The following is a 22,219-nucleotide window of genomic DNA, read 5'->3' as shown; positions in this document are numbered from 1 at the left end:
CATCGAACCGCGCCATAATGGCTGCGGGCGGCACCGCCATTGCGCTCAAGCGGCGGCCGGCGGACGTTCAATTATCCGGCATGCACACAGATACAGGCGCACAGCGGCGGGCATTGCCACGCCAGCTGCGGCTGTCGGCTGCCGGCAGGAAACAAAATAATGCCCAACAAGATGCTGATAGACGCCTCCCACCCGGAGGAAACACGCGTTGTTGTCGTTCGCGGTAACCGCATCGAAGAATTCGACTTTGAATCCCAGGACAAAAAGCAGCTCAAAGGAAACATCTACCTCGCCCGCGTAACCCGCGTCGAACCTTCCCTCCAGGCAGCCTTTGTCGAATATGGCGGCAACCGTCACGGTTTTCTCGCCTTCAGTGAAATTCATCCCGATTATTACCAAATCCCGGTCGCCGACCGTCAGGCCCTGCTGCGCGCCGAGGCGCAGGAGGCCGCGGACGAAGACGACGAGGAGGCCGAGAACGGCGAAGAACAGCAGGCGCGCGATCGCGGCGGCCGGCGCAACCGTCGGCGCGGCGGCAAGAACCGCGACCGCGGCGAGCACAAGCACGCTTCCTCGGAGAACGAGGAAAGCACGGTCGAGGCTATAGCTGACGAAACCGCCGCCGAGGTTGCCGGGGGCGAGGAAGCCGGCGGCGAGACCGCCGATACCCCGGCAGAAAGTGCCGGAGCAGTCTCCGAGGCCGTCGAGGCCGTATCGGAAGCGGCTGAAGAACCCGCCGGCGAAGCTGGCGGAGATGAGGCCACGGACGATGAGGATGGCAAGCCATCCGAAGGTGGCCCGACCTCGATTGCCGCCAGCATCGAAGCAGATGTGATTTCCGAGGCGGTGCCGCAGGCGGATCAGCCCGAGCAGAGCGGCGAAGCCGCCGCCAGCGACAATGATCGCGGCATGCTGGAGGACGTCTCGGCCTCGCACTCGGACGAGCACGAGGTCGAATCGGTCGGCGCCGAGGACGCGCTCGAGGAAATCCGCAACCGCCGCAAGCCGGTGCGTCGCCAGTACAAGATCCAGGAAGTCATCAAGCGCCGCCAGATCCTTTTGGTGCAGGTGGTCAAGGAAGAGCGCGGCAACAAGGGCGCGGCGCTCACCACCTATCTGTCGCTTGCCGGCCGCTATTCGGTGCTGATGCCGAACACGGCGCGCGGCGGCGGCATCTCGCGCAAGATCACCAACGCCCAGGACCGCAAGCGGCTGAAGGAGGTCGTGACCGATCTCGACGTGCCGCAGGGCATGGGCGTCATCCTGCGCACCGCCGGCGAAAGCCGCACCAAGGCGGAGATCAAGCGCGACTACGAATATCTGATGCGGCTTTGGGAAAACGTCCGCAACCTGACGCTGCAGTCCTCGGCCCCTGCCCTGGTCTATGAGGAAGGCAGCCTGATCAAGCGTTCGGTGCGCGACCTCTACAACAAGGACATCGACGAGATCCTTGTCTCCGGCGAAGACGGCTACCGCGAGGCCAAGGATTTCATGCGCATGCTGATGCCGAGCCACGCCAAGGTGGTTCAGCCATTCCGCGACACCACGCCGATCTTCGTGCGCAACGGCATCGAGGCGCAGCTCGATCGCATGCTGCAGCCGCAGGTGACGCTGAAGAGCGGTGGCTACATCATCATCAACCAGACCGAGGCGCTGGTTTCGATCGACGTCAACTCCGGCCGCTCCACCAAGGAGCATTCGATCGAGGAGACCGCGCTCCACACCAATCTGGAAGCGGCAGAGGAAGTCGCGCGGCAGTTGCGATTGCGCGACCTTGCCGGCCTGATCGTCATCGACTTCATCGACATGGAGGAGAACCGCAACAACCGCTCCGTCGAGAAGCGGCTGAAGGATCACCTCAAGAATGACCGCGCCCGTATACAGGTCGGCCGCATCTCACACTTCGGCCTGATGGAAATGTCGCGCCAGCGCATTCGCGCCAGCGTGCTGGAATCGACCATGAAGCCTTGCCCGCATTGCGGCGGCACGGGCCATGTGCGCTCCGATTCCTCCGTGGCGCTGATGGTCGTGCGGGCGATCGAGGAATTCCTGCTCAAGGATTCGCGCAGCCACATCATCGTGCGCACACCGGCGGCGACCGCGCTCTATGTGCTCAACCACAAGCGCGCCAACCTGCTGGAGCTCGAAGCCCGCTTCGGCCTGACGATCACGATCGAGGCTGACGAGACGCTCGGCACCCAACACTACGCGATCTTCCGCGGCGCTGTTGCCGAGAAGCCGGAAGGCTTTGTCGAGGTGCGTAGCCTGCCGGCCTATGTCGAGCCGGAAGAGCCCGAGGACGAGATCGTCGTCGAGGAAGATGAAGAGGAAGTCTCGGTCCAGGCTGAACAGCCGCGCCACGCGCAGCAGGGCCAGCATCAGCAGCGATCCGAGGATGGCGAAGGCCGTGATCGCAAGCGTCGCAAGCGTCGGCGGCGGCGCGGCGGCAGGGATCGCGACCGCGAGCACAACGGGGACGCCGCGGCGGCGCCGATGGAAGCCGGCGAAGCCGATGATGATGCAACGGAAGAGACCACCGAGGAGGTGACCGCCGGCGACGAGGCCGTGGCGGCCGCTGCCGACGACGGTTCCGGAAAGAAGCGCCGGCGCGGGAAGCGCGGCGGCAAGCGCAACCGCCGTGAGGACGAAGCTTCAGACGCCGTTGCCGGCGAAACTGTTGGCGATATCGAGGGTGAGTCGGTTGAAGGCCAGGACGCCGTAAGCGAGCCGGCAATAGCCGCTCCTGCGGAAGAACCTGCCGCTCCGGCGGCGGCTAATGACGATGCCGAGGCGATCGAAAAGCCGAAGAAGCCCCGCCGTTCGAGGGCTAAGAAGGTGGCCGAGGAAGCCGCGGCCGAGACGGTGTCCGAACCTGTGGCCGAGGCCCAGGTCGCGCCCGTGGCTGCCGAGCCGGAGCCCGTGGCAGCTGCGGCATCCGAGGCGGAGCCTGCCGCCGGCGCCCACCCGACGCGGCGCAAGCCACAGTCAGTCGACGCACCGGTTGTTCCCGTCGTGTCGTCGAATGTAAGCGACGAAGCCAAGGCCGAGGACAAGCCGAAGCGCGGCGGCTGGTGGCAGCGCAAAGGCTTTTTCTAAGCCTTTCAGGTTGTTAGGCTGATCTTTCGAAAGAATCCCGCGCCGCACCCGGCGCGGGATTTTTCATTTCGCCACAGCCCTTTTAGCGCAGTTCCGGGTGGAAAACCGCCAGCACTTTGCTGCTTTACGGCGCGAAGATCGACCAGTTCATCATCCGGGCGAGCTTCTCCATGGCGATTGAGCCGAGTTTGGAGTTGCCGTTCTCGTTGAGTCCGGGCGACCACACCGCCAGCGAAGCAACCCCTGGCACGATGCCGAGAATGCCGCCGCCGACCCCGCTTTTGCCGGGGATACCGACGCGGAAGGCAAAGTCGCCGGAACCGTCATAGTGGCCGCAGGTCAGCATCAGCGCGCCGATGCGGCGTGCCCGTTCGGCCGAGACGACCGAATGCCCGGTCGCCGGGTTCCTGCCGCTATTGGCCAGAAACCGGCCGGCCATGGCAAGCTGGCGGCAACTCACCGCAATCGCGCAATGGTGGAAATAGACACCCAGCGCCAGCTCCGGTTCGTGATGGAGATTGCCGAAGGATTTCATGTAGTTGGCCAGGGCGAAATTGCGGTAGCCGGTGGCGCGCTCGGATGCCGCGACCTCGCGGTCGATGATGATCGTCTCGTCATCGGCGAGGAACTGGATGAAGCGCAGGATTTCGCCTATCGCCTCGCGCGGCTGATGGCCGGCGAGCAGGACGTCGGAGACGACGATGGCGCCGGCATTGATGAACGGATTGCGCGGGATGCCGTTCTCGTGTTCGAGCTGGACGATCGAGTTGAACGGATTACCGGACGGCTCGCGGCCGACGCGATGCCACAGCGCATCGCCGACCTTGCCAAGCGCCAGCGTGAGCGTGAAGACTTTCGAGACGCTCTGGATCGAAAAGGGCTGATCGGCATCGCCGGCAAGCATGACGCGGCCGTCATTGGTCACGGCGGCGATGCCGAATTTCTTCGGATCGACCTTGCCGAGCTGCGGGATGTAGGTCGCCACCTCGCCGCGATCGGTACGCTGCGCCATTTCGGCGGCCACTTCGGCCAGTGCCTGCTCGAGTTCCGGCATGGCTTCTATTTCAGCCAGCGTTCGATGCGCGCCAGCGCCTCGACCATCTCGTCATGGCTGCCGGCATAGGAAAAGCGCATGGTGCGGTGGCCCTGCTGCGGGTCGAAATCACGGCCGGGCGTTGCCGCGACATGCGCCTCGGCCAGCATCTTGCACGCAAAAGCCATGCTGTCGTTGGTGTGGCAGGTGACATCGCAGAACGCATAGAAGGCGCCGTCCATCGGCGCGGCGAGCGCGAAGCCGAGTTCCGGCAGGCGCTTCATCAGAAGGTCGCGGTTCCAGGCATAGCGCGCCTTCACCATTTCCAGCTCTTCGGTCGCCTTGAAGGCTTCGATCGCCGCGACCTGCGACAGTTCAGGCGGCGAGATGTAGAGGCTCTGGGCGACACGCTCGATCGGCCGCACCAGCTCTTCCGGCAGCACCATCCAGCCGATGCGCCAGCCGGTCATGCAATAATATTTCGAGAAGGAATTGATCACGGTGACGCCGGCGCCGTGCGCCAGCGCGGTGACATCGGGCGCCGCGTAGGCCAGCCGGTGATAGATTTCGTCCGAGATCACGGCGATGCCGAGTTCCTCGGCCGTCTTCACCAGCGCCGCAAGTTCATCCGCCGGAATGACCGCGCCGGTCGGATTGGCGGGGCTGGCGAACAGCACGCCCTTCAGCGGCTTGTCGCGATGCGCGGCCTTGAGGTGCTCGGCATGCAGATAGGCATCCGCGCCGAGCTCGATTTCGACGATCTCGATGCCGAGCGCGGCCATGATGTTGCGGTAGGCCGGATAGCCGGGCGCGGCGATGGCGACGCGGTCGCCCGGATCGAACATGGCCAGGAAAGCGAGGTTGAAGGCGGCGGACGAGCCGGTCGTGACGGCAATGCGCGACGGCGCGACGTCGATCCCATAGTGCTCGCCATAATGCGCCACGATCGCCTTGCGCAGATCGGCGAGACCCAAGGCGTCGGTGTAGCCGATGCGGCCATGCCGCAGGGCCGCGGCCGCTGCCTCGCGGACGCCGACCGGCGCGGGATCCGATGGCTGGCCGACGGCCATCGACACCACGGGCACTCCGGCGGCCTTCAGCCGGTTGGCTTCGGCCAGGATGTCCATGGCGTGGAAGGGCTCGACTTCCCCTCGGCGTGAAAGCGAAACGACCATTTGACCTCTTCCAACTGCCATTATCCGGCGAAATTCCTGGGCGGAAGCCGTCCTGGATCGCCCTTGAACCGCCCCGGTTCGAGGGCAGCGCCGCACAAATGCCCGATTGATGTGGGGATCACAAGCGCGCAGGAAGTTACCGGCGCCGACTTTTCATCTTTCGCCCGCTCGTCTACCAGTGGACCTTATGTTGAGCCGACCCCGACCATCGCTTGGCGAATCGACCTCCCTCAGCCGAACTGCGCGCGACTTCGCGACGCTTCTGCTTGCCGCCGCGGTCGCCGTGTCGAGCTCGGTCAGCGCCTTCGCGCAAGGCGTGCCGGTGGTGCGCGACGCCGAGATCGAGGCCTTGGTGCGCGACTATGCCCGGCCGATCTTCGAGGCTGCGGGGTTTGCCAATGACGGCATCGATATCGTTCTGGTCAACGACCAGAGTTTCAACGCCTTCGTCACCGGGCGGCGACTGTTCATCAACACCGGCGCGCTGGTGACCGCCGAAACGCCGAACGAGATCATTGGCGTCATCGCCCACGAGGCCGGCCATATCGCCGGCGGCCACCAGCAGAAATTGCGCGACCAGCTCGACCGAGCCAAGACCATGGCCATCATGGCCACGCTGCTCGGCGCCGGCGCCATGGTGGCCGGCGCCACCACCAACAGCCGCGGCCTTGCCGGCGCCGGCATGGGGGTCGCCGCCGGCGGCGGCGAGATGGCGCAACGGTCGATCCTCGCCTATCGGCGTACCGAAGAAATCACCGCCGACCGTTCGGCGATCACCTATCTCAACGCCACCGGCCAATCCGGCATGGGCATGCTGAAGACCTTCGGCCGCTTCCAGAGCGCGCTCTCGCTCGCCGGCACCCATGTCGACCCCTATCGGATCAGCCATCCGATGCCGCAGGAGCGCATCGCCAACCTGGAAGTGCTCGTCAAGCAGAGCCCGTTCGTCAACGTTGCCGACCCGCCGTCGCTGCAGCAGCGGCACGACATGATGCGCATCAAGATCGCCGCCTATATGCAGGGCCAGGCAGCCGTCGCGCGGCTGATGCGCAGGAACCCGGCCAGCCTTGCCTCGCGCTATGGCGATGCGCAGCAGACCTATCTCTTCGGCAGTCCGGGCGCGGCGCTCACCAAGACGGCGGCGCTGATCAAGGAACAACCGAAGAACCCCTATTTCCATGAATTGCGCGGCGATATCCTGATGAAGGCCAACAAGTCGAAGGATGCGGCGGACGCCTATGCCAAGGCGGTCAGCCTCGATCCAGCGCGCTCCGGCCTGCTGCTGGTCTCGCTCGGCCAGGCGCTGATGGCAGTGGGAACGCCCGATTCGACTCAGAAGGCAGTGGTCCAGCTCAACAATGGCGTTGGGCGGGACAAGGAAAATGCCGACGCTTATCGCTTTCTGGCGCAGGCATATGGCGAACTCGGCGAGATTCCGGCTGCCGATCTCGCCACCGCCGAGGGCCACTATTATGCGGGCGACTACAAAAACGCTAAGATCTTCGCCATGCGCGCTCAACAGAAATTGAAGCGCGGCGAACCCCGCTGGGTCCGCGCGCAGGATATTATAAACTACACGCCATCGAACAAACTCAAATGAACCTCCCGGACATTGGCGGCGACCAAGGCGGACCGGAAAAGGCAAAAGGATCGACAATCATGAACAAGGCAATCCTGCTTGGCAGCGCTGGCGGTCTGGCTGTGGCGCTCGGGATGTTGGCCTTCGGCTTCGTGGCGGGAAACCCGCAGGCCGCGAGGGCCGACACCGTGCAAATCGCGCAGGTCACGTCCTCCACCGATACCAAAGCCTCCGCCGACACCAAGGTCGATCGCAAGGAGGTCGAAGGCATCATCCGCGACTACCTCTTGAAGAACCCGGAGGTTCTGCTCGAGGTGCAGGACGCGCTCGAGGCCAAGCAGAAGGAAGAGCAGCGGCTCGCAGCACTTGGCGTGATCAAGGACTCCAAGGACGAGATCTTCAACTCCACCTTCGACGGCGTCGTCGGCAATCCGAAGGGCAAGGTCACGATCGTCGAGTTCTACGATTACAATTGCGGCTTTTGCAAACGCGCCATCGAGGACATGCAGGTGCTGACCAAGTCCGACCCGGACCTGCGCTTCGTGCTCAAGGAATTCCCGATCCTCAGCCCGGATTCGCAGAAGGCCAGCGTCGTCTCCATGGCGTTCCACCTGATGCATCCGGAAAAATACGGCGAATTCCACACCGCGCTGCTTGGCGGCCAGGGTCGCGCCACCGAAGCGACCGCCATCAAGGTTGCGCTTTCGCTCGGCGCCGACGAGGCAGCGCTGCGCGAGAAGATGAAGGATCCGCGCATCGCCGAAACGCTTTCGCGCACCTATGACCTTGCGACGAAACTGTCGATCACCGGCACGCCGTCCTATGTGGTTGGCAACGAGGTGATCTTCGGAGCGCTCGGCCAGCAGGTTCTGGCGGAAAAGATCGAAGAGGCAAAGAGCGCGCTCTAGACGCCCGCGGTGCAAAAGCCGGCCGCTGTGGACAGCGAAAGAACGCACTTGCGCTCTTTTCGCGGGCGGCTATGCCCATTATAGAGGCGCAGTGCGCCGGCTTGGGGTCGGCGTAGAACAAGGTCGGCATATTGAAAACGATTTTCGTCCTCAACGGTCCCAATCTCAATGCGCTCGGCAAGCGCGAACCGGGGATCTATGGCGGCAAGACGCTTGCGGCCATCGCCGAGGACTGCAAGGCGGCCGGCGCCGCGCTCGGGCTCGAGATCGATTTTCGCCAATCCAACCATGAGGGCGATCTGGTCGACTGGATCCAGGAAGCCAGCGAGAAGGCGGCAGGCATCGTCATCAATCCCGGCGCCTACGGCCACACATCGATCGCCATCCACGACGCCATCCGCGCCGCAGCACCGCTGCCCGTCGCGGAAGTCCATCTTTCCAACATCCACGCGCGGGAGCCCTTCCGCCACGTCTCCATGGTCGCGCCGGTCGCTGTCGGCATGATCTGTGGGTTCGGGCCGCTTGGCTACACCCTCGCGCTGCAGGCACTGGCGGCACGCCTGTGACCGGCCCCCAAACAGAAGGCTCGAAAATGTCGATTAAAAAGACCGGTGTTGACCAGCAGCTGATCCGCGATCTGGCGGGCATTCTGAACGACACCAATCTGACCGAGATCGAGGTCGAACTCGGCGACCTCAAGGTGCGCGTCTCGCGCCAAACGCAGGCCGTCCACGCCGTCGCCGCGCCGCTTGCCGCGGTTGCTCCTGTTGCCGCGGCAGCGGCTCAGCCCGCAACGGCAGCCGCAGCCGCCGATGTGTCCAAGAACGCAGTGCCCTCGCCGATGGTCGGCACCGCCTACCTGGCACCCTCGCCCGACGCCAAGGCGTTCATCGAGGTCGGCCAGAAGGTCAAGGAAGGCCAGACGCTGCTCATCATCGAAGCGATGAAGACGATGAACCAGATCCCCTCGCCGCGGGCCGGCACGGTGACGGCGATCCTCATCGAGGATGCCCAGCCGGTCGAATACGGCATGCCGCTGGTGGTCCTTGAGTAGAGCCGGGAACAACCAAGAGATGTTCCAGAAGATCCTCATCGCCAATCGCGGCGAAATCGCGCTCCGGGTGCTGCGCGCCTGCAAGGAGCTCGGCATCCAGACGGTGGTGGTCCACTCGACCGCGGATTCCGACGCCATGCATGTTCGGCTTGCCGACGAGAGCGTCTGCATCGGCCCGCCGCCCTCGCGCGAAAGCTATCTCAACATCCACCAGATCGTCGCCGCCTGCGAGATCACCGGCGCCGACGCCGTGCATCCGGGCTACGGCTTCCTGTCGGAGAATGCCAAGTTCGCCGACATCCTGGCGGCCCACAACATCACCTTCATCGGCCCGTCGGGCGACCATATCCGCATCATGGGCGACAAGATCGAGGCCAAGCGCACGGCAAAGCGTCTCGGCATCCCGGTCGTGCCTGGATCCGACGGCGCGATCAGCGACGAGAAGGAAGCCAAGCGCGTCGCCGCCGAGATCGGCTATCCGGTGATCATCAAGGCCTCCGCCGGCGGCGGCGGCCGCGGCATGAAGGTGGCGCATAGCGAAGCGGACCTCGAAGTCGCGCTGCAGACGGCCAAGTCTGAAGCGGGTGCCGCCTTCGGCGACGACGCCGTCTATATCGAGAAATACCTGGAGAAGCCGCGCCATATCGAGGTGCAGGTGTTCGGCGACGGCGCTGGCCGCGGCGTGCATTTCGGCGAGCGCGACTGCTCGCTGCAGCGGCGCCACCAGAAAGTCTGGGAGGAAGCCAATTCACCGGCGCTCAATGCCGAGGAGCGTTCGCGCATCGGCGGCATCTGCGCCAAGGCGATTGCCGATCTCGGCTATTCGGGCGCCGGCACGATCGAGTTCCTCTACGAAAATGGCGAGTTCTATTTCATCGAGATGAACACGCGTCTTCAGGTCGAGCATCCGGTCACCGAAGCGATCACCGGCATCGACCTCGTGCACGAGCAGATCCGCGTCGCCTCGGGTGGCGGGCTGTCGGTCAGGCAGGAAGACATCAAGTTCAACGGCCATGCCATCGAGTGCCGCATCAACGCCGAGGATCCGCGCACCTTCACGCCCTCGCCCGGCACGATCACGCATTTCCATACGCCCGGCGGCCTCGGCATCCGCGTCGATTCCGGCGTTTATTCCGGCTACAAAATCCCGCCCTATTACGATAGTCTGATCGGCAAGCTGATCGTGCATGGCCGCAACCGCGTCGAATGCATGATGCGGCTGCGCCGAGCGCTCGACGAATTCGTCGTCGACGGCATCAAGACGACGCTGCCGCTGTTCCGCGACCTTGTCGGCAATCCCGACATCGCCAATGGCGACTACGACATCCACTGGCTGGAAAAATACCTGGCCAAGGGTGAATAGCACGGGGATGCGATGACCCGCCCCTACGCGCCAGGCTATCGCATTCCGACCGACCTGCTGCTCAGGGCCTATGCCTCTGGTGTCTTCCCGATGGCCGAGAGCGCCAACGACCCCGAAGTGTTCTGGGTGCGGCCGGAAACGCGCGGCATCATTCCGCTGGACCGGTTCCACACGCCGCGCAGCCTGAAGAAGACGATCCGCAAGCATCCGTTCGAGATCCGCTACGACTTCGATTTCGAGGCGACGATCGACGGCTGCGCCGAAAGGCGCGAGGAGCGCCGCTCGACCTGGATCAATGCGCCGATCCGCGAAGCCTATGTCGATCTCTATCGATTGGGCCACTGCCATTCGGTCGAGGCGTGGCGCGAGGACCGCCTGGTCGGCGGCCTCTACGGTGTCTCGCTCGGACGCGTGTTCTTCGGCGAAAGCATGTTCGCCAGGGAGACCGACGCTTCAAAGACCTGCCTCTACCATCTCGTCGAGCGGCTGAAGGCGCGCGGCTTCGCGCTGCTCGACACGCAGTTCACCACCGAGCATTTGAAGCGCTTCGGCGCCGTCGACGTGCCGCGCGGCCAGTATGAGAAGCTGCTCGCCGAAGCGCTGAAGGGCGAGGCCGTCTTTTATCCTTGAGTTCGCTCTGCCGCCTCGATCGGCGTCTGCGCATGGAACATCATCTTCCAGCCGTCGGCGCGATGGACATAGCCGGTGCTGACCAAAGCGGCATAGGATTCGCCGTTCTCGCGCGTCGCGCGCGCCTCGTAGGTCAGCATGACGATGTCGCTGCCGGGCTCGACCATGCCCTTCAACTTGATGTCCAGGTCGCGCCATTTGTTGGGCTTGGTGGCGGTCTTTGCGAGATCGGCATTGGTCATTGCCTGCGCCATCTGCGGGAACGCCACCAGGCACTCCACATCGGCATTGGCTTCATAGTAGGCGGAATCGCCTGACCAAAAGCCCTTCTCGATATCGAGAAGCTCCTGCTTGTTGGCGGTGATTGTTTTCGTGACAGTCATCGCGGAATCCTCCTCGCCTTGCCGATTTGAACGGCCAAAGGGCAGGCAGGTTCCGAGATCAGTTCGTGTCGGTGGTATCGTCCGGAGCCGGCGCCGCGTCAGCCGGCTCGGATGCGGCGTCGGCCGGTTGCGCCGGAGCCTTGGGCTTGGCGGCTTCGGTCTTCGGCTTGGCCGTGTCGGCCTTGGCCGCGGTCGGCGGCGGCACGTCCGACTTCTGCTTGCAACCCTTGAGCCAGACGTCATAGACGGCGTGCTCGACGGCGTTGAGGCCCGGGCTTTCGGCAAACATCCAGCCGGTGAAGATGCGGCGGATCTTGCGGTCAAGCGTGATCTCGTCGACCTCGACGAAGGAATCGGTCTTCGGCTGCTCCGTGTCCGGCCGCGAATAGCAGACGCGCGGCGTCACCTGCAAAGCGCCGAACTGCACGGTTTCGTCGATATAGACGTCGAAGGTGATGATGCGGCCGGTGATCTTGTCGATGCCGGCGAACTCGGCCACCGCATTGGTGACGCGGTCGGAGGCCGCGGGTGCCGCGGCCGGCGCCTGCGCGGCGGCGAAGGCCGCCGTCGAGGCAACCAGAATGGACGCCGCCGCGATCAGCGCCTTTGAGGTATGGCCGAAAGAGCTCATGCAAAATACCGGTGGTTGCGCCCGGGTGATTCTCTCAACGCCCAAGGCTAGTCATGGCTGCGCAGTCAGCAAGCAGCTAAATGCCAATTGTGGCGATAAAGGACCGAAGCGGCGTCTTGGATTACGATCCGAGGGATTACGACCCCGGCGTCCAGGCGTCGTAGTCGCCAGTCACCTGCGGGCGATGCTGGTTGGTCAGGATGGAACCCTGCGGACGATAGGCGCCGGGCGTTCCGGTCAGATTCGGCCGATGCTCCTTCTGCCAGTCGCGAGCCTTGTAGCTCTCGCTCGATGGAGGTGTATCGACGCGATGATGGATCCAGCCATGCCAGCCCGGCGGGATCTTCGAGGCTTCCGAATAATCGCGATAAATGACCCAGCGGCGGGTGCGGCCTTCCGAATCGATGCCGCCCTCATAGTAGACATTGCCGACTTCGTCCTCGCCGACCCTCTTGCCGAAGCGCCAGGTGTGGAAGCGCGTGCCGAGCGTCTGGCTGTTCCACCAGGTGAAAAACTGCAGCAGGAAAGTTTTCATCCACATCCTCGCGGCGGCAGCGGCTGCGCCTTTCCCCTGCTTATGGCGTCACGCCACCGCGAAGGCAAGGGTTTTGCCATGTCCCGACGTAAATGCTTCGTGCGTCCTTGTCTTGAAGCATGCGGTCGTCCCAGAACCGCTCCACACGTCTGGGCAACAGGCATTAAATCGATCCAGTTGTGCCGCCGGCGGCAACGCGGCTTGCCAAGCGCCGCCTGTCTTTCTAAAGCTCGGCCCGCCCGTTTCGGGCGCGCCTTGAGGGAGGTGACGATTGACCCGGGATCCGTCCGTCGACAGCCGGATCAGCGCCGAAGACATTCGCCGCCGCAAGGGCGGCGTGCCGATCGTCTGCCTTACCGCCTACACCTATCCCGTCGCCCGCCTGCTCGATCCCCATGTCGATCTGCTGCTGGTCGGCGACAGCGTCGCCATGGTCCTGCATGGCCACACCACAACGCTCGGCGCCACGCTGGAGATGATGATCGCGCACGGCCAGGCCGTGATGCGCGGCTCGGCCAAGGCCTGCGTCGTGGTCGACATGCCGGCGGGCAGCTATGAGGCCTCGCCGGCGCAGGCCGCGGCGTCGGCAAGGCGGATCGTCGGAGAAACAGGCTGCCAGGCCGTGAAGCTCGAAGGCGGCGTCGACATGGCCTCCCGGATCGCCGCGATCGCCGCCGAGGGAATACCGGTCATGGGCCACATCGGGCTGCAACCGCAATCGGTGGAGAAGGACGGCGGCTACAAGATCAAGGGCCGGACGGAGGACAATATCGCCGCGCTGCTCAGCGATGCCGAGGCGGTGGAACAAGCCGGCGCCTTCTCGGTCGTCATCGAAGGCACGATGGAGGCCGTGGCCGCGAAGCTTACCCATCACATTTCGATACCGACCATCGGCATCGGCGCCAGCGCCGACTGCGACGGCCAGATCCTGGTGATCGACGACATGGTCGGCCTGACCGTCGACCGCGTACCGAAATTCGTCAAGGAATACGCCGATTTGCGCAGCGCGATAGCGGATGCGGCGGCGCGCTACGCAGCCGAGGTGCGGAGCCGCGCCTTCCCCGGCCCCGACCACGTCTTCACGACGGCATCCGGCAAGGACGACACATGAACGCGCCAATCGTCGTCGACAGCGTCGCCGCGCTTCGGACACAGGTCAGGAACTGGCGACAGGCCGGCCTGAAGGTCGCCATGGTGCCGACCATGGGTGCGCTGCATGACGGCCATATCTCACTGGTCAGGATCGCGCTCGAACGGGCCGATCGCTGCGTCGTCTCGATCTTTGTCAACCCGGCCCAGTTCGCGCCGACGGAGGATCTCGACAAATACCCACGCCAGCTGGCGCGGGATCTCGACCGGTTGCGGGATGCGGGCGCGCATCTCGCCTTCACGCCAAACGTGAGCGAGATGTACCCCTCCGGCTTCGCTACGAAAATCTCGGTCGGCGGCCCCTCCCGCGGCCTGGAGACCGACTTCAGGCCGAGTTTCTTCGACGGCGTCGCGACCGTGGTGGCCAAGCTCTTCCTGCAGGCGGCGCCCGATTGCGCCGTGTTCGGCGAGAAGGATTACCAGCAGCTCTGCGTCGTCAGGCAGCTCTGCCGCGATCTCGACCTGCCCGTCGAGATCGTCGGCGCACCGACCGTGCGCGATGCTCATGGCCTCGCCATGTCGTCGCGCAACGCCTATCTGGGCGAAGCCGAGCTCAACATCGCGCGCAAGCTCAATTTGATCCTGCGCCGCACGGCGGCAGCACTTTCAACCGGCGCGGATGAAGCCGGCGCTATTGATGCCGCCGCGAAGGCCCTGGCCTCCGCGGGTTTCCAAAAGGTCGACTACGTCGCCGCCCGCGCGAGTGTCACGCTCGAGCCCTGGCAGCGGGATCGTGACGGCCGCCTGCTGGCGGCGGCCTGGCTCGGCACGACGCGGCTGATCGACAATGTGGAAATTCCCTCCGCCTGATCGGACGTTCGTTCGATCAGGCTCGGCGCCTACTCTTCCGACGGCATGTGCAGATACATCGACTGGATGCCGACGCGCCCAGGACCGGTGAAGCGATTGACGACGAAATTCATGGCGGCGCCGAAGAAGCCGCTGGAAAGGCGGTCGATCCTTGTATCCATCTTGACCGAAGCGTCCTTGAACAGCCAACCGCCTGGCTCGATGTCGATGGTCTCGCCGGGCGCCAGCACCTTCTCGAAGACGTTGCCGTAGCCGTGCAGCCAGACGATGCCGTCGCCTGTCTCGCCGCGGAAACGGTCGATGAAGAAGCCACTCTGGCCGAATAGCATCGTTCCAAGGCCGCGGACGCGCTCGAACGTGTAGTCGACGCTGGCGGTCGCGGCCAGGAACTGATGCTCGCGCACCTGTATCTCCTCGCCGCGCCGAAGATGGATCGGCACGATATGGCCCGGCCCGTCGCGGCTGAAGGCGATGACGCCCGGCCCGGACGCCTCGGTGACGAAGATCTGCATGCCCGCGATCATGCGCTTCAGCGCGCCCTTCAGCGATTTCAGGCCGATGGTGATCGTGGTGTTCTTCCACAAAAGGATGTGGTGTTCGAAATAGACCGGCATGTTGGTCACATCGACCGACAGCACGGGCACCAGTTCGCCGGCGACGTGATAGGTCACGCCGCCAAAGGTTTCGTCCGACACCTCGGTCGGCATCAGTTCAGGCAAGCTCGGCATGGCAATCCCCCTCGTCACCGTGCTGCCGGTCGACCGGACTGTCGCCGGCGCGTCGGCTGCCGCAGCATTGCCGCCGGGCCTTCGGCCGTCAAATGAAAGCTGGCACTGGGCGCGCCGCTCGCAACAACGTGAAGCAATTGCGACGTCGAGCGATCAGGCGATCAGCGGCCGCTCAAGGAGCAGCGACGCGATGCCGGACTCCGCAGGCCCGCGATTGTCGGCGCGGCCGACCTGGACGAAACCGTTCGCCATATAGAAGGCGACGGCGCGCTTGTTCGCTTCCGCCACCTCGACGCGTACCGCGCGCGCTTCGGGGAAGCTCTCCATCACTTCGTCCAGCAGCATGCCGCCAATCCCCCGGCCCTGCAGGTCCGGTGCAACATGAAGCTGCTCCAGATCGATCGAAGCGCCCTGGTCAGCGCTCTCCGCATAGGCGACGCCGCCGATGCGCTTGCCATCGTCGGCGACCAGGAACTCCGCATCCGGCCGCTCGATGCGCGCTTTCAACTTTTCCGGCGAACACCAAAGCGCGATGGTTCGATCGATCCGCTCGGCGCCATAGATGGCGTCGCAGGCCGCGTGCCAGGTCTCGGCCAGCAGTGCCCGGATAGCCGCAATGTCACGGTCGCTGGCGGTGCGGACAAACACCGTTATTCGATGCCGAGCTTGGCCTTGACGAGATCGTTGACCGTCTGCGGGTTGGCCTTGCCGCCGGTCGCCTTCATGACCTGGCCGACGAACCAGCCGGCCATGGTGGGCTTGGCGCGCGCCTGCTCGGCCTTTTCCGGATTGGCGGCGATGACCTCATCGACCGCCTTCTCGATGGCGCCGGTGTCGGTGACCTGCTTCATGCCGCGGCTCTCGACATGCTGGCGCGGATCGCCGCCCTCGTTCCAGACGATCTCGAATAGGTCCTTGGCGATCTTGCCGGAGATCGTGCCTTCCTTGATCAGGTCGAGAACAGCGCCGAGCTGCTCGGGCGAAACTGGAGCATTTTCAATGCCCTTGCCAGCTTTGTTCAGCTGGCCAAGGAGATCGTTGATGACCCAGTTGGCGGCGAGCTTGCCGTCGCGCCCTGCCGCCACCTTCTCGAAATAATCGGCGATCGGCTTTTCCGATACCAGGACCGAGGCGTCATAGGCCGAGAGGCCGAGCGCATCGACCAACCGCGCCTTCTTGTCGTCGGGCAGCTCCGGCAGGTTCCTGGCGAGCGCATCGACATAGGCCTGGTCGAACTCCAGCGGCAAAAGGTCGGGATCCGGGAAATAGCGGTAGTCATGCGCTTCTTCCTTGGAGCGCATCGAACGCGTCTCGCCCTTGACGGCGTCGAACAGGCGCGTCTCCTGGTCGATCTTGCCGCCGTCCTCCAGGATGGCGATCTGGCGACGCGCCTCATATTCGATGGCCTGGCCGATGAAGCGGATCGAGTTCATGTTCTTGATCTCGCAGCGCGTGCCGAACTCGCCGCCCGGACGGCGCACCGAGACGTTGACGTCGGCGCGCAGCGAGCCTTCGTCCATGTTGCCGTCGCAGGTGCCGAGATAGCGCATGATCGAGCGCAGCTTGGTGACATAGGCCTTGGCCTCGTCGGCGGAGCGGATATCGGGCTTCGAGACGATCTCCATCAGCGCCACGCCGGAGCGGTTGAGATCGACATAGGACATGGTCGCATGCTGATCATGCATCGACTTGCCGGCATCCTGTTCCAGATGCAGGCGCTCGATGCCGACCTCGATGTCCTCGAACTCGCCCTGGCGGTCGGGCCCGACGGAGACGATCACCTTGCCCTCGCCGACGATCGGCTGCTTGAACTGCGAGATCTGGTAGCCCTGCGGCAGGTCCGGATAGAAATAGTTCTTCCGATCGAAGACCGACTTGTGATTGATCGCGGCCTTCAGGCCGAGCCCCGTGCGGATCGCCTGCTTGACGCATTCCTCGTTGATGACCGGCAGCATGCCGGGCATCGCCGCGTCGACAAGGCTGACATTGGCGTTGGGCGCTGCGCCGAACGACGTCGAGGCGCCGGAAAAGAGTTTTGCCTCCGAGATCACTTGCGCATGCACTTCGAGCCCGATGATGATCTCCCAGTCGCCGGTGGCGCCGGGGATCAGACGTTTTGCGTCGGGGGTGCGGGTGTCGATGATGCTCATGGAGGCCTGTCGGATGGCTTGCTTGGGGTGGTTCGATTTGCATATCATGTTGCGAAAATCGCAACACTCGCTAGTGCAAACAGCTCGGCGAGACAAGCGCAAAGCCCGTACGCTGGCCTTTTCCGCCACCTTCGCCTAAGAAACGTCCATCCCAATGGAGAGTGGATGTCCACTTACGCTCGGTCCCGGTGAAGCCCTGACCTCCTAAGCGAGGCGGGGCGGAAAAACCTGGAACCCCGTGCCGCGACGTCCCGCGGCGCTGGTTTTTGTTGTTTTCCCGGGAATTCTCCAATGGACATTTCGCGCAGCGCATGACCCCGAAAATCGAAATCGATTTTCGGAAAGGATCATGCGCCAAATAAGGGTGCCACAGCGTCCTTTGCGCGTCCAAGAGGACGCGCGGCGCTGTGGGGAACAGTGCTCCTGCACCTGCTCGCGCAGGGCGGGCGCATCGAAATAGAGAAGAACGAGAGCAGGAGGATCGCCTGGTCCTGTGCCTGACCCGCGACGCCTGGCGCTATCCAGGCTTCGACCTGGAGCTCTTCCGAAAGCTGGGGCGGAAGAAGGCGGTTTCCTCAACGATCGGCGGTCTTTACCGCATCACCCGACGCGGGCTTGAGCTCGTGCGCGCCCAACTCGACAACCATTAGTGCCTTTGTTTTACGCAATTCCGGACGGAAAACCGCGCACACTTTTCCTGGAATTGCTCTAGCGCCCAATGCCGCCGGCCGAAACGCCGGCGGCACCTTTCCGTTTGCTTCAGGCCGTGGCGATGTAGGCTTTCATCTCTTCGGCTTCGCGCTCGACATCCTCGATGCGGCGCTTGACCACGTCGCCGATGGAGACGATGCCATCAAGCTGGCCGCCCTTTTCCACCGGCAGATGACGGAAGCGGCCACGCGTCATGATCTCCATGACCTCGTTGACCGTGTGGTTTTCGTTGCAGATCTTGACCTTCGGCGTCATCGCCGAGCGCACGGCGATGTCGAGCGCGGCGGCGCCCTCCTTGGCCACCACCCTGACGATATCGCGTTCCGAGAGAATGCCGACGATCTTGCGATCGCCATTGGTGATGACGAGCGCGCCGATCCTGTGCTCGGCCAGCATGCGAATGGCCTCGCTGAGTTTTTCATTGGGCCCGAGCGTGAACACGTCATGGCCCTTGCTTTCAAGAATTGCCTTAACCGTCATGGCGTCCTCCACTGCCTTTGACGCCGGCTCCCGCCCTAACCGGCTTTTGAGCCCCGGCGCCCTTAGAAAGACACTGGGTGCTTGGGCAACATCGTGCGCCGTGATTGATTGCATTTCAAGTGCGCCTAAGGACTAGATCAGGATGGCGTTTCGTTGAATCGCCATCCTGATCTATCTCTTTTTGGAGCATGATCTTCTCCGAAAACCGGTTCCCACTTTTCGGGATCATGCTCTAGGCGGCAGCCATCGGACGGTCGAAAAAACGCAGCCCGAAAAAGCCGGCGACGAAGCCGCCGATATGGGCTTCCCAGGCGATCTGACCGTCGATGCCCGGCGCGAAGCCAAGCAGGCCCGTGGCCAGATTGATCACCATCCAAACGCCAAGAAAGGTCATGACGCCGCGCGAGCGCAACACGGATGAGATCGGCAGTGGCTCGCCGGCGAAGGCCGCGCTGCCTGAAGAGCGGTCGACGCGGAACCCGTAGCGCGCAGCCGCGCCCATCATGCCGGAGATCGCACCCGAGGCACCGACGAGCGGCGCCTCGCCATAGGGATGCAGCGCCCAGAACAGAACAACCGAAGCCAGCCCTGTCACGGCGTAGAATATCGCGAAACGCAGCGCGCCGAGACGATTGGCGAGCGGCGAACCGAAGGCTGCAAGCCAGATCATGTTGATGGCGATATGGGCAATGCCCCCATGCATGAACGCATAGGTGAACGGACGCGTGAACAGGAACCAGTCGAAGCCGTACTGGCCGGTGTACAGCACCGGAATGAAGGCACCGTCGTAGAGCAGCGTCATTTGCTGCGCTTCGTTCAGCACATATTGCTGCAGCAGATAGACGACCACGCATATGCCGATCACGGCGACCACTACCGGCGGCAGGTTGAACACGGGTTCGCGGCGGCGCGGCTCGGAAGCCTCGTCCGGCGTCGGTTCGGTTTCGGTGGGGCTTACAGGCTCGCTCATGCGCCTTTGCAGGTCTGGGGCTTAGGGGTTTTCGGCGAGCATGTAGATCACGCCCTTTCGAATCACAAACGGCTAATCGCCACAGCCCAGATCAGAAAAGGAGCGAATCAGAACGGAGCGAATCAAAAAGAAGGCCGTCCAGGATTTCCCTGAACGGCCGGTCGAGTCCCCTGCTCCCCATAAACTCGTGACTGAAGTGCTGCCGATCGCTGCAGGAACGACCGTTTTGGAGTGGTTTTGATGTGCCACAGGCTTCGGCGGCACGCAATGTAAACCACTTGTTAACCTTAACGACCCCGAGGCGTGAACAAACGTTAACGATACTGGCACGCATCCTGCTCCGCACCGCATGAAGGTCATCGGAGGGCGCCCTGTCTGTTCGCCGATGGGACATCAAAAGACAGATTGTGCGGAGCGGAATGGACATGAATGAAAAAGGATCAATCGCGCTGTTCCAATATTGGAACCAGCTGCGTGATGGTCGCCTCGCCCCGAAACGATCGGAGGTGGAGCCGGCCGACATCAAGTCGCTTCTGGCCGACACCTTCATCCTGGAGCGCGACACGCGCGGCGAGGCGGTGTTCCGGCTCGCCGGCACGCGGCTCTGCGCCTATTATGGCCGGGAGCTCAAGGGATTCTCCTTCCCTTCGCTCTGGCGCGAGAAGGATCAGCGGCTTGTGTCGCGGCTCATGCAGGGCGTTTTCGACCAGAAATCGGTTCTGCTCATGACCTATGAGGGGTTCAGCCGCAACGGCCGTTCCAACAAATTCGAGCTCATGGCGCTGCCGCTGGACGGGGGCGCCCAGAACCCGCGCTGCCTCGGCATCGTCAGCGCCGCCGACAGGCCGTTCTGGCTTGGCGCCGATCCGCTCGCCGACGCGCTCATCGATACGATCCGGGTGATAGATCCCGACAAGGAGCCGATGTTCCTGAAGAACCGTCCGGCGATCGACGTCCCCTCGCTCGTTCCGGCCGAATTCGATCCTCCGGAGACCATTTCGGCGCTCGGCCGCGTGCGCCGCATCCGCCATCTCGTCGTCCTCGACGGCGGGCGTCACGAGTGAGCCCGGCCGTGTAAGGTTTCCCGTCGCTCCCGGTAAGTTTTTCCGCGTCGCGCGAGCCCCCAGGCCCAGGCTTTTGCGGCCGACTTTCCCGTTTGTTAACCTGCTTTGCTGTAGTTTTTCGGGTGAAATTCCTCGCATCGTCGCGCGGAATGCCAACGGGGTGTAGGCAGTCATGAGGTCAGCGGCGGTAGAATATGCGCCGTCACGAGCTGAGAGGCGCAACTTTCAGCGTGTCCGCGTCAAGATTTACGGGCGCTTCATGCTGGAAGACCGCACCGAGCATCCTTGCCAGGTGATCGATATGTCGCCCGGCAATGTTGCGTTGCGTACGGACCGGATCGGCATGCCGGGCGAGAAGGTCATCGCCTATATCGACCATATCGGCCGTGTCGAAGGCATCGTGACGCGCATGTCGCAGGACGGTTTCGCCATGACCGTCATCGCCTCGGACCGCAAGAAGGACAAGCTTGCCGCGCAGCTCACCTGGCTTGCCAACAAGCATGAGCTCGACCTGCCCGAGGACCGCCGCCACGAGCGCGTGGCGCCGCGCAATCCGATGAGCGTCCTGCAGCTTACCGACGGGCGCCAGTATCAGTGCCGCATCATCGACCTGTCGCTCTCGGGCGCTGCCGTCGAGATCGACGTCAAGCCGGCGATCGGCGTCCAGGTCACGTTAGGCACGATGCGCGGCCAGGTGGTGCGCCATTTCGAGGACGGCGTCGCCATCGAGTTCGCGGTCATCCAGCGGCCGGAAACACTCGATCAGGAATTCAACGCACCGCGCTCCTGAGACGCGCGACGCGCGCTCCTGAGACGAGCTGAAGCCCGCTCCTGAGACGAGCTGACACAAGCAAAGCAAACCGGCCCTTAGCGGCCGGTTTTTTGTTGTCCGGTCTTGGGAGGTCGGACGCGGGCCGCCAGTGGCATCAGGACTTGCGCGGGCCGGATGAAAATCCGAACAATCCGAAATTCCGATAGTTCAAATTTTATGTTTATTCTATCGGCGTTTTACTCAATGTCTACTTCGCGTTTTTGCGTCAAATAAATCCCAACGTGGCACAGTCTCCTCAAACGGGGAGACTACAACAATGAAAATGACGAGGGGCAAGCTGTTGCTCTTGGCAATGGCGATGCAGCTTTCCGCGTGGGGCACGGCAAGCGCAGGACCGGCTTTCATGCATACGGGTGGCCGCACCACCCAGCCGGTCGGCCACTACGATTTCTGCCAGCGCATTCCGGTCGAATGCAACCAACGGACGCCGAAGGGTCCGCCGGTCGAACTGACGCGCAAGCTGTGGGCGACGATCGTCAACGTCAACAATTCGGTCAACGTCCGGGTCAAGCCGCGCACCGACATGGAGATCTACGGCGTCGAGGAATACTGGGCCTATCCCGATAAAGGCTATGGCGACTGCGAGGACTACGCGCTGGAGAAGCGCCGCGAGTTGATGGCCGTCGGCGTGCCGGCAGGCAATCTGCTGATGACGGTGGTGCGCCAGCCGAATGGCGACGGCCATGCGGTGCTCACGGTGCGCACCAGCCTCGGCGAATTCATCCTCGACAATCTCGAGCCGAAAGTGCTCGCCTGGAACGACACGGTCTACACCTATCTCAAACGTCAATCGACGGAGAATTCGGGCGCTTGGGTAACGATCAACGACGGCCGCGAGGACGCGGTCGCCAGCGTCCGCTAGGGCGCCAAAGCGATCGGGCACGCCGCCCATGATGCGGCGGCGTGCCCAAGGAGAAAGCCCGGTCGAGTCCCCACCC

The 22,219-nt window shown here is 63.6% G+C and carries 22 protein-coding genes and 1 pseudogene; 13 read left to right on the top strand and 10 right to left on the bottom strand.

Annotation, left to right across the window (positions count from 1 at the left end; all coding sequences use genetic code 11):
* Positions 1–159: 159 nt before the first annotated feature.
* Positions 160–3,096, top strand: a complete 2,937-nt coding sequence (locus tag FJW07_RS28030) for a ribonuclease E/G (RefSeq protein ID WP_140859506.1) — start codon at positions 160–162, stop codon at positions 3,094–3,096.
* 124 nt (positions 3,097–3,220) lie between these two features.
* On the opposite strand, the gene FJW07_RS28025 is transcribed toward FJW07_RS28030, so the two are convergent.
* Both FJW07_RS28025 and FJW07_RS28020 read right to left on the bottom strand, forming a co-directional pair.
* Positions 3,221–4,150, bottom strand: a complete 930-nt coding sequence (locus tag FJW07_RS28025; protein ID WP_181182124.1) for a glutaminase — start codon at positions 4,148–4,150, stop codon at positions 3,221–3,223.
* Positions 4,151–4,155: 5 nt separating this feature from the next.
* On the bottom strand, positions 4,156–5,304 hold the full coding sequence (locus FJW07_RS28020; protein WP_140859505.1) for an aminotransferase class I/II-fold pyridoxal phosphate-dependent enzyme: 1,149 nt from the start codon (positions 5,302–5,304) through the stop codon (positions 4,156–4,158).
* A 187-nt stretch (positions 5,305–5,491) separates the two neighbouring features.
* Here FJW07_RS28020 and FJW07_RS28015 point away from each other — a divergent pair, with 187 nt between their 5' ends.
* The 6 genes from FJW07_RS28015 to aat all read left to right on the top strand — a co-directional run bounded on the left by FJW07_RS28015 (position 5,492) and on the right by aat (position 10,838).
* The gene (locus FJW07_RS28015; RefSeq protein ID WP_140859504.1) at positions 5,492–6,904 is read left to right on the top strand and encodes a M48 family metalloprotease; all 1,413 of its coding nucleotides are present in this window, start codon (positions 5,492–5,494) and stop codon (positions 6,902–6,904) included.
* A gap of 59 nt (positions 6,905–6,963) precedes the next feature.
* A complete protein-coding gene (locus FJW07_RS28010; protein ID WP_140859503.1) occupies positions 6,964–7,791 on the top strand; it encodes a DsbA family protein in 828 nt (275 codons plus the stop codon).
* Between the two features lie 131 nt (positions 7,792–7,922).
* Positions 7,923–8,357 carry a type II 3-dehydroquinate dehydratase gene (gene aroQ / locus FJW07_RS28005; protein WP_140785896.1) on the top strand — a complete coding sequence of 145 codons (435 nt, stop codon included), beginning with the start codon at positions 7,923–7,925 and terminating at the stop codon, positions 8,355–8,357.
* 26 nt (positions 8,358–8,383) lie between these two features.
* On the top strand, positions 8,384–8,845 hold the full coding sequence (gene accB, locus FJW07_RS28000; RefSeq protein ID WP_140646936.1) for an acetyl-CoA carboxylase biotin carboxyl carrier protein: 462 nt from the start codon (positions 8,384–8,386) through the stop codon (positions 8,843–8,845).
* Positions 8,846–8,864: 19 nt separating this feature from the next.
* Complete coding sequence (gene accC, locus FJW07_RS27995) at positions 8,865–10,208, top strand: acetyl-CoA carboxylase biotin carboxylase subunit (RefSeq protein ID WP_140646935.1); 1,344 nt, start codon at positions 8,865–8,867, stop codon at positions 10,206–10,208.
* Between the two features lie 12 nt (positions 10,209–10,220).
* Positions 10,221–10,838, top strand: coding sequence for a leucyl/phenylalanyl-tRNA--protein transferase (aat, locus tag FJW07_RS27990; RefSeq protein WP_140646934.1), 618 nt, complete (start codon positions 10,221–10,223; stop codon positions 10,836–10,838).
* Here aat and FJW07_RS27985 read toward each other — a convergent pair.
* The 3 genes from FJW07_RS27985 to FJW07_RS27975 form a co-directional block, all read right to left on the bottom strand.
* Positions 10,829–11,221, bottom strand: coding sequence for a hypothetical protein (locus FJW07_RS27985; RefSeq protein ID WP_140707603.1), 393 nt, complete (start codon positions 11,219–11,221; stop codon positions 10,829–10,831). The two genes, aat and FJW07_RS27985, sit on opposite strands and share 10 nt — an antisense overlap.
* 58 nt (positions 11,222–11,279) lie before the next feature.
* Positions 11,280–11,852: a DUF2155 domain-containing protein gene (locus FJW07_RS27980; RefSeq protein WP_140646932.1), complete on the bottom strand. Its 573-nt coding sequence runs from the start codon at positions 11,850–11,852 to the stop codon at positions 11,280–11,282.
* 136 nt (positions 11,853–11,988) lie between these two features.
* Positions 11,989–12,387 carry an NADH:ubiquinone oxidoreductase subunit NDUFA12 gene (locus FJW07_RS27975; protein WP_140859502.1) on the bottom strand — a complete coding sequence of 133 codons (399 nt, stop codon included), beginning with the start codon at positions 12,385–12,387 and terminating at the stop codon, positions 11,989–11,991.
* A 271-nt stretch (positions 12,388–12,658) separates the two neighbouring features.
* Between FJW07_RS27975 and panB the strand changes: the two genes are divergently transcribed.
* Entirely contained in the window at positions 12,659–13,498 is an 840-nt protein-coding gene (panB, locus tag FJW07_RS27970; protein WP_140859501.1) for a 3-methyl-2-oxobutanoate hydroxymethyltransferase, read from the top strand.
* The gene (gene panC / locus FJW07_RS27965; protein ID WP_140859500.1) at positions 13,495–14,346 is read left to right on the top strand and encodes a pantoate--beta-alanine ligase; all 852 of its coding nucleotides are present in this window, start codon (positions 13,495–13,497) and stop codon (positions 14,344–14,346) included. Before panB ends, panC begins: the two co-directional genes overlap by 4 nt.
* Positions 14,347–14,375: 29 nt before the next feature.
* Here panC and FJW07_RS27960 read toward each other — a convergent pair whose 3' ends face one another.
* From FJW07_RS27960 to gatB, 3 genes are all read right to left on the bottom strand, one after another.
* Positions 14,376–15,074: an AIM24 family protein gene (locus FJW07_RS27960; protein ID WP_140646928.1), complete on the bottom strand. Its 699-nt coding sequence runs from the start codon at positions 15,072–15,074 to the stop codon at positions 14,376–14,378.
* Positions 15,075–15,227: 153 nt separating this feature from the next.
* Positions 15,228–15,722 carry a GNAT family N-acetyltransferase gene (locus FJW07_RS27955; RefSeq protein WP_140646927.1) on the bottom strand — a complete coding sequence of 165 codons (495 nt, stop codon included), beginning with the start codon at positions 15,720–15,722 and terminating at the stop codon, positions 15,228–15,230.
* 2 nt (positions 15,723–15,724) lie between these two features.
* The gene (gene gatB, locus FJW07_RS27950; RefSeq protein WP_140859499.1) at positions 15,725–17,224 is read right to left on the bottom strand and encodes an Asp-tRNA(Asn)/Glu-tRNA(Gln) amidotransferase subunit GatB; all 1,500 of its coding nucleotides are present in this window, start codon (positions 17,222–17,224) and stop codon (positions 15,725–15,727) included.
* A 405-nt stretch (positions 17,225–17,629) separates the two neighbouring features.
* Between gatB and FJW07_RS27940 the strand changes: the two are divergent.
* Positions 17,630–17,874, top strand: a pseudogene (locus FJW07_RS27940) (YjhX family toxin).
* A 109-nt stretch (positions 17,875–17,983) separates the two neighbouring features.
* Here the strand turns inward: FJW07_RS27940 and FJW07_RS27935 are convergent.
* Positions 17,984–18,415 carry a CBS domain-containing protein gene (locus tag FJW07_RS27935; RefSeq protein WP_140646924.1) on the bottom strand — a complete coding sequence of 144 codons (432 nt, stop codon included), beginning with the start codon at positions 18,413–18,415 and terminating at the stop codon, positions 17,984–17,986.
* A gap of 232 nt (positions 18,416–18,647) precedes the next feature.
* The gene (locus tag FJW07_RS27930; RefSeq protein ID WP_140859498.1) at positions 18,648–19,385 is read right to left on the bottom strand and encodes a rhomboid family intramembrane serine protease; all 738 of its coding nucleotides are present in this window, start codon (positions 19,383–19,385) and stop codon (positions 18,648–18,650) included.
* A 425-nt stretch (positions 19,386–19,810) separates the two neighbouring features.
* Here FJW07_RS27930 and FJW07_RS27925 point away from each other — a divergent pair, with 425 nt between their 5' ends.
* The 3 genes from FJW07_RS27925 to FJW07_RS27915 all read left to right on the top strand — a co-directional run bounded on the left by FJW07_RS27925 (position 19,811) and on the right by FJW07_RS27915 (position 22,143).
* Positions 19,811–20,449, top strand: coding sequence for a PAS domain-containing protein (locus FJW07_RS27925; protein ID WP_140859497.1), 639 nt, complete (start codon positions 19,811–19,813; stop codon positions 20,447–20,449).
* Positions 20,450–20,621: 172 nt separating this feature from the next.
* Positions 20,622–21,239: a PilZ domain-containing protein gene (locus FJW07_RS27920; protein WP_140859496.1), complete on the top strand. Its 618-nt coding sequence runs from the start codon at positions 20,622–20,624 to the stop codon at positions 21,237–21,239.
* A 298-nt stretch (positions 21,240–21,537) separates the two neighbouring features.
* Positions 21,538–22,143, top strand: a complete 606-nt coding sequence (locus FJW07_RS27915) for a transglutaminase-like cysteine peptidase (RefSeq protein ID WP_140646920.1) — start codon at positions 21,538–21,540, stop codon at positions 22,141–22,143.
* Positions 22,144–22,219 lie beyond the last annotated feature (76 nt).

This window comes from Mesorhizobium sp. B3-1-9 (genome assembly GCF_006439595.1).
Classification (GTDB): domain Bacteria; phylum Pseudomonadota; class Alphaproteobacteria; order Rhizobiales; family Rhizobiaceae; genus Mesorhizobium.
Note: the sequence above shows the minus strand (reverse complement) of the source record. Positions and strands in the feature narration are given on the sequence as shown.

Bases quoted from the DNA above. Each gene is read 5' to 3' on its own strand.
- FJW07_RS28030 (WP_140859506.1), top strand. From the start codon at position 160: ATGCCCAACAAGATGCTGATAGACGCCTCCCACCCGGAGGAAACACGC.
- FJW07_RS28025 (WP_181182124.1), bottom strand. From the start codon at position 4,150: ATGCCGGAACTCGAGCAGGCACTGGCCGAAGTGGCCGCCGAAATGGCG.
- FJW07_RS28020 (WP_140859505.1), bottom strand. From the start codon at position 5,304: ATGGTCGTTTCGCTTTCACGCCGAGGGGAAGTCGAGCCCTTCCACGCC.
- FJW07_RS28015 (WP_140859504.1), top strand. From the start codon at position 5,492: ATGTTGAGCCGACCCCGACCATCGCTTGGCGAATCGACCTCCCTCAGC.
- FJW07_RS28010 (WP_140859503.1), top strand. From the start codon at position 6,964: ATGAACAAGGCAATCCTGCTTGGCAGCGCTGGCGGTCTGGCTGTGGCG.
- accB (WP_140646936.1), top strand. From the start codon at position 8,384: ATGTCGATTAAAAAGACCGGTGTTGACCAGCAGCTGATCCGCGATCTG.
- accC (WP_140646935.1), top strand. From the start codon at position 8,865: ATGTTCCAGAAGATCCTCATCGCCAATCGCGGCGAAATCGCGCTCCGG.
- aat (WP_140646934.1), top strand. From the start codon at position 10,221: ATGACCCGCCCCTACGCGCCAGGCTATCGCATTCCGACCGACCTGCTG.
- FJW07_RS27985 (WP_140707603.1), bottom strand. From the start codon at position 11,221: ATGACTGTCACGAAAACAATCACCGCCAACAAGCAGGAGCTTCTCGAT.
- FJW07_RS27980 (WP_140646932.1), bottom strand. From the start codon at position 11,852: ATGAGCTCTTTCGGCCATACCTCAAAGGCGCTGATCGCGGCGGCGTCC.
- FJW07_RS27975 (WP_140859502.1), bottom strand. From the start codon at position 12,387: ATGAAAACTTTCCTGCTGCAGTTTTTCACCTGGTGGAACAGCCAGACG.
- panC (WP_140859500.1), top strand. From the start codon at position 13,495: ATGAACGCGCCAATCGTCGTCGACAGCGTCGCCGCGCTTCGGACACAG.
- FJW07_RS27960 (WP_140646928.1), bottom strand. From the start codon at position 15,074: ATGCCGAGCTTGCCTGAACTGATGCCGACCGAGGTGTCGGACGAAACC.
- gatB (WP_140859499.1), bottom strand. From the start codon at position 17,224: ATGAGCATCATCGACACCCGCACCCCCGACGCAAAACGTCTGATCCCC.
- FJW07_RS27935 (WP_140646924.1), bottom strand. From the start codon at position 18,415: ATGACGGTTAAGGCAATTCTTGAAAGCAAGGGCCATGACGTGTTCACG.
- FJW07_RS27930 (WP_140859498.1), bottom strand. From the start codon at position 19,385: ATGAGCGAGCCTGTAAGCCCCACCGAAACCGAACCGACGCCGGACGAG.
- FJW07_RS27925 (WP_140859497.1), top strand. From the start codon at position 19,811: ATGAATGAAAAAGGATCAATCGCGCTGTTCCAATATTGGAACCAGCTG.
- FJW07_RS27920 (WP_140859496.1), top strand. From the start codon at position 20,622: ATGAGGTCAGCGGCGGTAGAATATGCGCCGTCACGAGCTGAGAGGCGC.
- FJW07_RS27915 (WP_140646920.1), top strand. From the start codon at position 21,538: ATGAAAATGACGAGGGGCAAGCTGTTGCTCTTGGCAATGGCGATGCAG.